Genomic DNA, 6,218 nt, shown 5'->3' with positions numbered 1-6,218 from the left:
CCGCGGGCTTCCAGCCCGCACGTCTGTCGGTAACGGCCATTGCGGGCTGGAAGCCCGCGGTCCCAGTCACGGCCCTCTCCACTACCTCGCCCCGCACGCCTGCAGGCAGGCCTGCATGTGCCCGCGGCTCTCGGCGGCGATGGTGCAGCACTGCTCCAGCGTGTACTCCTTCGCCCCGATGATCTCCAGGTCCACCGGCCCGGCGTACCCCGCCTCGTGGAGCACGCGGAGGTAGCCGACGAGGTCAATGCCGCCGCGCCCGTTCGCCTGCAGCTCCGGCTTGCCGGGGCTCTGCTGCCGACCGGAGCCTGTGTCCAGGCTCTCGCAGTCGCGGATGTGGACATGCTTGACGCGCGACACGACGGCCGCGATGGCCTCAACGGGGTTCTCGCCCGCACGCCAGATGTGCGAGGGATCCATGTCAATCCCGAAGGCGGGCGAGGAGATCTCGGCCATGGCGCGCAGCGTCGTCGGCGTGTTCCAGATCGCCGCGCCGACATGGGCCTTCACACACAGTGTGACCCCGTACGTCTCGGCCAGCTCGGACAGCGAGCTCAGGGATGCGATGGACGCCTTCAGCGTCTCCTCGTCATCGGTCTTCCCACCCGGGCCGCAGTTGACGACCGGGATGCCAATCTCCTTCGCCGCCGCGAACGCCGTCTCCATGGTCGCCCTGTCCTGCGACGGCTGCTCCATGGCGAGCAGCTCGAGGCCGTACTGCGCGGAGAGGTCCCTGATGGGCTGGGCCAGCTCCTGCCAGCGGTCGAGCACCAGGTGCTCGCTCATGCCGCCGATGGCCGACAGCTCAATGCCGTCATAGCCCGCCATGGCGATGTACTTGAAGGCGGTCTCCATGTCGTAACCGCCGAAGAGGACTGAGTTTGCGCCTAGTTTCATGGTGGCACTCCTATGTTGTTGTATCGCCCCTCCGGGGCTCACGGCCGGGAGGGAGGGAGATGTGTCTCCATTACGGGGGCTTCCGCCCCCGCCTACTCTGATCCGGCCCTGCGGGCCTCAGACGGCTCCGTCCCGTCCCGTCTCGCTCCATCGTCCTGACGCATGCAGGACCGGGGCGTGGTCGTTCAGCGCCGGAGGCGCGGCTCAGGCTAGGCGGGGGCGGTAGCCCCCGTCCAACGGCGCGCCCTCTTCCTCTATCTCGCGTTTCGCCGTCCGAGCGCCGGGGGCGCGGCTCAGCCGCATCTCCTTACTTCCGTCACCGCAATCAACGCGATCAGCCCCTGGTTGTAGCCAGCCTTCCACAGGAGCCGCACGCTCCTGATCGCCTTCGTCGGGCGCGGGTTGACCCACTCGACCATGAAGAGCGTGTATGTCCCGCCCTCGTTCGTCTTCCCGCTCACGACCGGGTCGGCCAGGTAGTCGTACGCGCCGATGGTGGCGCTCTGGTCGCCTGCCTTGCCGATCATGTAGCCCGAGTTGATCGAGTCAATGTTCATCGCGTACTCGAGCGGGACCTCGGTGGTACTGCCGTCCTCGTACTCCACCAGATATGCCCCGATGATGTTGGGGCCCAGGTCGAGGCTGTAGTAAGTCGGCGCGTGGACTGCCGGGATGGTGGTCGTGTGCAGGAAGCACAACGCCTCGGCCTCGGCGTTGATGGGCACCGGCGGCGTGGCGCGGATGTGCCAGTCCACGCTCGGCACACTGGCCTTGTCGCCATCGGGCAGCAGGAACGGCACGTCTCCGAGCGTCTGCTGGCCGACGGGCAGGAAGCGCAGATCGGCGCTGACGCCCTCGCCCAGGTACAACCCCCGCCGCCCGGCCGTGGTCATGTCTATGGGCTTGAACTTCAGCTTCGCCGGGGACTGGATGACGGACTTGAGCTGGCTGAGCTTCAGGCGGTCCTGCCGCATGACGGCGGCGATGTCGCTGACGATGCGCTCGCGCTCGGCGTCCGGGTCCACATCCGACCAGAGATCGTTCGCGCCCCACAGGATGTTGTGGAACGTCCCGTTGCGGCCGATGGAGTAGTCGTCCACGGCGCACCACAGCGAGGTCTCGCCGCCCAGCAGCGCCGGGTTCTGCCGGTGCTTCTGCCAGCCCTGGAAGCTCGGGCCATGGAAGTTGCCGTAGATCATCTGGTAGCCCATGTCGGCGAGCATCTGGGCGGACTCGTAGCTGAGGCTCCAGTACCAATCGAAGATGAGCACGTCGCGGGGGATGAGGTCCTTGCAGCGGTTGGTGGCGGGCTGGTGGAACTGGCGGCCGTAGCGCATCGTGTTGCGCTCGACCCCGCCGTACGTGTTGCCATTGGGATGGACGATGTTCAGCAGCTTGTCCCCCCAGATCGCCGTGCGGATGCCTCGCCCGGCGAGCCAGTCGTGGATCTTGGTGATGTCGGTCGCGTAGATCTCCGCCGCGTCGCGCTGCTTGCACCGGGGACAGAAGTTGAAGATGTACGCCTCGTCGTGGCCGATGTGGATCAGGCTCGGGTCGAAGACCTCGATGATCTCCTCGAGCAGCTCGAAGTACAGCTCGTAGCTCCTGGGGTTGGACGGGCAGTAGTTGTCCGGCCAGGGGTCTTCCTTGACCTCGGCGATCTCGGGGTGGGCCATGCACAGGTAGTACGAATGCGACAGGGACTGCACCTCGGGCATGACCGCGATTGCGTTCTCACGGCACCACTGGACGATCTGCCGGCACTCGTCCTGCGTCAGGAACGACCCGCCGGCGAGTTCGGTATGGGTGGAGTTCTTGGCGAACCACTGGCTGTCCTGCAGCGCGTCCGGCCCGCCGGGGTAGGCCAACGCTTCGCGGCAGAAGGCCTCCCACGCGCGGTTGACCTCCGGGTGGCGCCGGTACTCCATCCCGCCGCCGACTTCGAGGAAGATGGTGTTGATCTTGTGCCGGCCGAGCCACTCGACGAAGCGCTTGAAGAAGGGCAGGTTCTCGCGGGCGGGCAGGTACGTGTGGATCCCCCGGATGGGCTTGAGGGGGTAGTCGAGGATCGAGCATAACGGCAGCCGCACAGCCGCGCGTGTCCCCACGCGCGGAGCTTGGCCCCACGCCAACAGTTGCGCCAGCGTCTGCACCCCGTAGTACAGCCCCGCGTACGACGCCGCCCCGACGACCGCCCCGCTCTTCCCCACCTCCAGCGAGTACATCTCGTCATCGAGGCCCGGCTGGTCGAGGCGCACGAGGGAGACTGGGTAGCCGCCATCGGCGACGGGCAGGCCGAGAGCCTTCAACTCACGCTTCAGCACGCGGGCGGTGCGACGGGTGACGGCGTCAGCGGCGCGGATGGCAACCGCCTTGAGCGGCACACTGCCTCCGGCGAACTCCATCTCGCGAGGGTACGGCATGACAAGAGGCGCGGCAGAAGGCTTGAGCATGGGAGGCCCTCCCCTGGGTCGAGCGAGCGGGCTGCAAAGCCCGCGCCAACGTCAAGGCAGCCGGCTGGAGGCCGGCGCTCCTACGGCGCTACGGCAGCTTCGTCTCGATGGACAGGACCTCGAAGCGCTGCTGCCCGTTCGTCTCCATCTGGACCTGCTCGCCAACCCGCTTCCCCACCAGCGTCTGGCCCAGCGGCGCCTTGTACGAGACCACTTCGTGCCCGTACTGGCTGTCGCCTTCGCCCAGGATCCAGACGTTCTGCTCGTTGGAGGTGTCCAGGTTGCGCAGGCGCAAGAACTTGCCGACCCCGGCCACGCCCTCAGGCAGGTGCAGCTCCTCGATGGCCATGGCCGTCTCCATCTGCGCCAGAAGGCTGTCGTAGAGCGCCTTGGTGATGCCCTGGCGCTCGCGGGCGGCATGATACTCGGCGTTCTCGGCCAGGTCGCCCAGGGCCCGGGCCTTGGCGATCTCCTGCGGGATGTCCACCGCCAGCAGGCGCTCCATCTCCCGCAGGCGCTCGTTCTGCATCTCCAGCGTCGCCCGGGTCATCAGCGTGATGCGTGGGTCCAGCTCCGGCGGGCGCGATTCGTCCTCCGGCTCCTGCATGTTCATCGCCAGCATCTCGCTCGAGAGCTGCGGCTGGCCGATCTCGTCGAAGAACACCTGCAGTTGAAGCTGCACTTCGCCCTCGATGGGCCGGCGCCGGAAGGTGTCCAGCAGCTCGTTGGCCTCCTCATCCAGCGGTCGGTCCTTCAGGAACGGTGTGAGCGGGCCATTGGCCCGCAGGAGGCGGTGGGCCGTGCCGGCGCCGGCGCGGGCCGCCTTGCTGCCCACGACCGACAGCGCCGCCCGCATGAGCAGCCACGGGTCCACCGGCAAGTCGCTACCGTTGGCGTCGTCGCGAGTCAGCTCGCCCCGCAGGATCATGTCGGCCAGTGCCATCTTCTGCTGGTAGTGGCCCGGCATGGTCAGCAGGTCCTCGAAGTCCTCCCACAGCACGTCGCGGTCGCGCTCGCCGAGGGTCTGCAGCGCGCGCTCGCGGATGGACTGGAAGCGCGAGGCCAACGCGGCATAGGCGGCCTCCTTCCACACGCGCGTCTTGAGGCCCAGGTCCAGCAGCACCTGCTGGTCTTCCTCTGTGTTGGCGACGGTGAGCGCGGCCGAGGGCATGGCCTGCTCGGCGGCCGCCTGCCATTCCTCCTCGCGCTCGGGGTACCAGCGCATGAGCAGCGGGAGGGCGCGGATCCATTCGTCCATCTTGTGGGTGGCGGCGAGCCACTGGCGCAGGTCCGACCCGTAGTTCATGCGGGCGCGGTCGCTCACATGCGGGTGCTGGGCCAGGAGCTTGTTGAGGAAGGACATGGCGCCTTTGACGCCCTTGCGGCGATCGAGCGGCAGGAGCGGGACATCCACCTCCAGGCCCTGCTTCGCCTCACGGTACAGGTGCCGGAAGGCCTGCGAGCAGTCAATCCGCGGGTCCTCCTCCATGGCCTTGCGGGCGTTGCGCCACCAGCCGGCCCAGGCGCTCTCCTCGATGAGCCACGGCGACAGGCGCAGCTTGATGTCCGGGGTCACGATCTCCCCGCCACTCTCGACGATCAGCCGGTAGATGACCTCGGCAGGGGTGTCCTTCGCCTGTTCCTGCAGGGAGGACAGGTCCGTGGCGCGCTGGACCTGCAGGGAGTCGTGCGCCAGCGGCATGAGCACCTGCCTGGCCGGGCCGAGGGCCATCCGATGCGCCGGGTGGTCCTCGAAGTCCACGAAGAGGTCCTCGTCTTCCTTGCGCTTGATGAGGCCCACGCCCCACGAGCGGTGCATCACGTAGGCACCGGGGCTGAAGGCCGCCAACTCCCGGAAGGCCGCCAGGGCGTCCTCGACCGGTACGTCGGGGTTTGCCAGACCCGACTCGGCGATGGCCTCGTCGAGTTGGTCGCGATGGGCCAGCGGCCGGGCCACGGCCTCGGCATACAGGGCGCGGAAGCGGTTCAGCTCGGGCCGCCGCTCCAGCATCCAGGCCAGGGCCTCGGCCAACTCGTGAGGCATCCCGAGCGTGAAGAAGGTCTCCTCGGCCAGTTCGAGGGCCGTGGCCACCAGTTCGCACTGCCCGGCGTTTGCCATGCGGCGCAGGACTTGCAGGAGGTGGTCGTACGTCGCCCGTTCCTCAGTCGCCAGCACCCGCAACAGCGGATCCTCGGCGTGCTCGGGCTCCTTCACCGCCACGTAGCCTTCGAGCGCCGCGAGCGCCAGTTGCAGGGCCTGGGCGCCGTCGCCGTTGGCATCGGCCTCCTGGCTCTGCTCCCACAGCAGATCGGGGGAGTCGGCGCACTCCTCCTGCGCCAACGCCATGGCCGAAGTGATGTCCAGACTGTGCTCGCCTGCCCGGCGCACGATCCGCACGAGGCGATAGTCGCCGGTCAGCGGCATGGCCCGTACGGCCAGGTCCAGCATGCCCTCCCAGTTGCGTTGGGTGGCGCTGTGCTGCGCCAGTTGCAGGTACAGATTGCCGGCGACCTCCGCATGGCCCGACTGCTCCTCGATCAGCGCCCGGGCGAAGAGCCCCTGCAGGTGGCCGGCCTGCGCTTGCAGGACGCGGTCCACCACTGCGGCCAGCTCCAGCAGGTCTCCACTGGCGGCTTCGCCAATCAGGGCGGACAGTTCGTTGCGGTGTTCGGTTTCGAGGGCGGTGGCGGCGTCTGGCAACTCCAGAAGGCCGCGCAGGCGATCAGCTAGCTCCGACATGAACACGACTCCTTAGCAGCGTGGCAGAGAAGAGGACGGGACGAACCACGAGACTCCAGTATACCCGAAAACGGTGCAGAGGGGAGGACGTGTTCCCATGTTCGTCTGCAGGCGTCTCCACGCTCCGT

Annotated in this window: 3 protein-coding genes; all 3 read right to left on the bottom strand. The window is 67.9% G+C overall.

Features of this window, described 5'->3' with window-relative positions; all coding sequences use genetic code 11:
* Nucleotides 1-81: 81 nt before the first annotated feature.
* The 3 genes from LLH23_22950 to LLH23_22940 all read right to left on the bottom strand — a co-directional run bounded on the left by LLH23_22950 (nt 82) and on the right by LLH23_22940 (nt 6,090).
* Complete coding sequence (locus tag LLH23_22950) at nt 82-897, bottom strand: sugar phosphate isomerase/epimerase (protein MCE5241334.1); 816 nt, start codon at nt 895-897, stop codon at nt 82-84.
* A 293-nt stretch (nt 898-1,190) separates the two neighbouring features.
* A complete protein-coding gene (locus LLH23_22945; protein MCE5241333.1) occupies nt 1,191-3,350 on the bottom strand; it encodes a beta-N-acetylhexosaminidase in 2,160 nt (719 codons plus the stop codon).
* 88 nt (nt 3,351-3,438) lie between these two features.
* A complete protein-coding gene (locus LLH23_22940; protein MCE5241332.1) occupies nt 3,439-6,090 on the bottom strand; it encodes a GreA/GreB family elongation factor in 2,652 nt (883 codons plus the stop codon).
* Between the last annotated feature and the right edge of the window lie 128 nt (nt 6,091-6,218).

Source organism: bacterium (genome assembly GCA_021372615.1).
Lineage (GTDB): Bacteria > Armatimonadota > Zipacnadia > Zipacnadales > UBA11051 > JAJFUB01.
This window is presented reverse-complemented; position numbering and strand designations above follow the sequence as displayed.